Below are 3409 nucleotides of genomic sequence, written 5' to 3' on the forward strand. Positions count from 1 at the left end.
AGGGCTGTGATCGGTGAGAGACCCTGCACCAAGGCCGTGAGTTGGCCGGCAATCAGGTCGGCGCCGCCCGTGCTGCTGACGGTCTCGGAGATTGGGATCAAGGCACCCAGGAGGACGAGCACGGGCCATTCGACGGCTTGGTAAGCCTCGTGCGGCGTCAAGCTCCGCAGAAGCAGCACGGCGACCACCGCACCGAAGAAGGAGACAGCGACGGGCACGACGTGAAGGGCGACGAGGCCCATGGCCAGGAACAGGATCGCGGCCGGCAGCCAACTCCGGTCGTTCCGGCCGAGGGCGATCTCCCGAGCGGCGAGGGGAAGCACCTTGAGCATCCCGAGGGCCGATGCCAACGCCGCACCGTGCCCGCGCACCACGACGACGTCCCCAGCCCGGAAACGGACGGCGGACAGGCTCTGTTCGATGCGGCGGCCGCGCCGGCTGACGGCGAGGATGCCCAGACCGGAACTGTGCTCCAGATCGAGTTGAGCGGCCGTGCGCCCGACGAGTTCGGACTCCGCCGTCACCACGCCCTCCATCACCACGGCCTCCGCCGCGGGCGCGGCGCCGGCTAGGGCCAGTCCGGTGCGTGCCACGAAGCGCTCGAGGGCGTCCGGCTCGCCGTTGAGCAGGAGCACATCGTCGCCCCTAAGCCGGAAGTCCGGGCTGGCCGGGTAGCGCCGAAAACGCTCGCGCAGGATGGTGGCGACGCTGACATCCCCGTCGCCCTGGGCCTCCAGGAAGGCCACCGTCCGGTCGACCGCCGGATGCTCCGGCGGGAGGCGCGCCTCCGTCGTATAGCGCTCCAGCGTGAACGCCGCCTCCATCGAGCGCGTGCCTCCATCCCGCCGGGGCAGCAGGCGCCATCCGAGGCAGAGAAAGACGAAGCCTGCCGCGGCCACGCACAGACCCACGGGGGCGTAGTCGAACATGCCGAAGGGTTTACCGGTCAGGTCGGCGCGGACCTTTGAGACGATGACGTTCGGCGATGTGCCCACCAGCGTGACGATGCCGCCGATGAGCGAGGCCGAGGCCATCGGCATGAGCAGCGCCGAGGGTGTTGTCCCGCTGCGGCGGGCGACTTGTAGCGCGATCGGCATGAAGATGGCGAGCGCACCGACGTTCTTCGTCACCATCGATAGGAGGAGGACCCCGGCCACGAGGATCGGCACTTGGCGGACCGGGCTGGTCATGTACGGCATGAGCGGACGCATCAGGGTCTCGACCGCGCCGGAGCGAGCAATGGCCACCGAGAGGACGAGGGCAGACCCGACGATGATCACGATGTCGTCGGAGAATCCCGAGAACGCCTTGTCGGCGGGCACGAGCCCCACCGCGATGCCGACGGCGAGGGCAGTCAGGGCCACGAGATCGTAGGGCAGGCGATCCCACACGAAAGCGGCTACCGTCAAGCCGATCAGGCCGAAGGCGAGCACTTGATCGACGGTCATCCAGAGACACCTGTTCGGGACACCGTCGCAACGGCGCGGGCTGAGAGGGGTAGGCGTTGGAGCAGGCCGGGGAACGACGAGATCATCCGGCAGGGGACGGGGGAGCGGACGCGGTCGATCGCCGGCACCGCGCTATCCCCCCCGGCCGGCGGCAGATCCTCGAAGTGGTCGGGCAAAAAGTCGTCCATGGCTTTTTGCAGAACCGCCACCAGACCCTTATGCCGCTGAGTGTCAATCTGGCGCGGCTTTCCGGCGCGGAGCGCACCGCCCTCGCTCGCTTCGCCGCCGTGGTGGCCCGGTCAAGCGGTCCAGCGCCGGTGCTCGATCCGATCCGGGCTTGGCTCGTCGCCTCGGGGGCCGACGCCGAGATCCTCGCGATGTTCGATGCCGCCCTTCGGACGCCGCCGCCGCTCGACGAGGCGTTGGCGGGCCTGAGCGAGCCCGACACCGGCCTGATCGGCTTCATACTCTGCTTGATCGCCGCCCGGCACGCCGGGCCGCCGGGATGGGCCTTCGCGGACTACGTCGCCTTGCATCGCGGCCTGCCCACCACGGCCGTGCGCGCCGCAGAGCGCCGCTACCGCGTGTGATCAGACGTCCGTTGCCCCTTCCGTGAGCGCCTGCAGGGATACCTGCAAGGCATCGTCGCTCACGAGCAGGTGGCGCGAGATGTCGGCGAGGGTCAGCCAGCCCACCACCTTTCGAGTCCCATCGACCACCGGAAGGCGCCGAACGTAGTTCGACCCCATGATGTCGAGGGCCGCGCGGAGGGAATCGCCGGGATCGCAGGAGAGGACGGGGCGCGAGGCGACCTCCTGGACCGCCACGGCGGTGGGATCGCGCCCACGGGCGACGACCCGATAGAGCAGATCCCGATCCGTGACGATGCCGACCAGCTGATCGGCCGAGCCGACCGGCAGCGCCCCCACCTCGATTTCGCCCATCAGGACCGCCGCAGCCTGCACGCTCGATTGCGGCTCTATGAACTCGACGTCGCGGGCCATCACGTCGGCGACGCGAAGGTGCTCGGCGGACAGTTTCGGCATTGCGCCCTCTGCAAGGTGGGGGACCGGTGTGACAGCCGCCGTGATCGCCTCGGCGATGACGGCCGATCATCACTTTCTCAAAGCCAGGACGACGCCTCCCAGCGTCAGCGCCATGGCCAGCATTTCCCGCGGACCCAAAGGCTCGCCGAGGAACAACGTCGCGGAGAGGATGCCGATGAGAGGGACGAGCAGCATACTCGTGGAAGCCGCCACGGGCGGCAACCGTCGAAGCGCCTCGAACCACGTGAGAAAGCAGGCAGCCATTGGGATCAGGGTGACGTAGACGAACGCCCATGCGCTCGCGCCGCTGAGCGCCATGACGGCCGGCCGTTCGAGCGTTATGCCGAGCACCACCATCGGCAGACAGCCCAGTCCGACTTGCCACGCGGTCATCGCGAAGGGGGGCACTGGCAGAGCGCGGCTATTAAGGACCGCGCCGAGCGCGAAAAGGACCGCAGCCGCGAGCGCGAATCCGATGCCGGGCAATTTCTCCTCGCCCAGGGCGCCTGCGCCAGCACCGAGCAGCACGCCGATCCCGGAGAGGCCGAGCACCAGCGCGAGTAAGCCCCGCAGCGTCGGGCGATGGCCTGACACCGCCCAGGCGAACAAGGTCGCCCAGACCGGCATCGAATAAACCAACAGGGCGGCCTCGCTGACGGTAATCCAGCGCAGGCTGAGCGACGAGAAACCCATCCACGCAAAGACGTTGGTGTACGCTGCCATCGCCAGCCGGGCGCGAGCCCCCCGGGGCACGGAGAGACGTTCGCCGCGCATCAGCGCCACAAGGGCGAGCAGCATTGCTGCGATCAGGCCCGCCGCGCCCCGCCCGAACAGCGGGGGCCAGCTTTGCAGGACGACCTTCATCGCCAGCCAGCCGAACCCCCACCCGAGCGCGGTCACGAGGAGCGCCGCAAA

At 69.0% G+C, this 3409-nt stretch carries 4 protein-coding genes; 1 reads left to right on the plus strand and 3 read right to left on the minus strand.

The window, feature by feature from the left end; all coding sequences use genetic code 11:
• Nucleotides 1–1448: SLC13 family permease (locus tag ACLBYG_RS31480; protein WP_447684071.1), on the minus strand; the 1448-nt coding region annotated here is incomplete at its 3' end.
• Between the two features lie 56 nt (nt 1449–1504).
• On the opposite strand from ACLBYG_RS31480, the gene ACLBYG_RS31485 reads away from it, so the two are divergent.
• A complete protein-coding gene (locus ACLBYG_RS31485; RefSeq protein ID WP_447684072.1) occupies nt 1505–2038 on the plus strand; it encodes a hypothetical protein in 534 nt (177 codons plus the stop codon).
• Here the strand turns inward: ACLBYG_RS31485 and ACLBYG_RS31490 are convergent, their stop codons facing one another.
• Both ACLBYG_RS31490 and ACLBYG_RS31495 read right to left on the minus strand, forming a co-directional pair.
• Nucleotides 2039–2494: a CBS domain-containing protein gene (locus tag ACLBYG_RS31490; protein WP_447684073.1), complete on the minus strand. Its 456-nt coding sequence runs from the start codon at nt 2492–2494 to the stop codon at nt 2039–2041. It lies immediately after the preceding gene.
• 69 nt (nt 2495–2563) lie between these two features.
• On the minus strand, nt 2564–3409 hold an 846-nt coding region (locus ACLBYG_RS31495; RefSeq protein WP_447684074.1), incomplete at its 5' end, for a DMT family transporter.

Source organism: Methylobacterium sp. D53M (assembly GCF_053345625.1).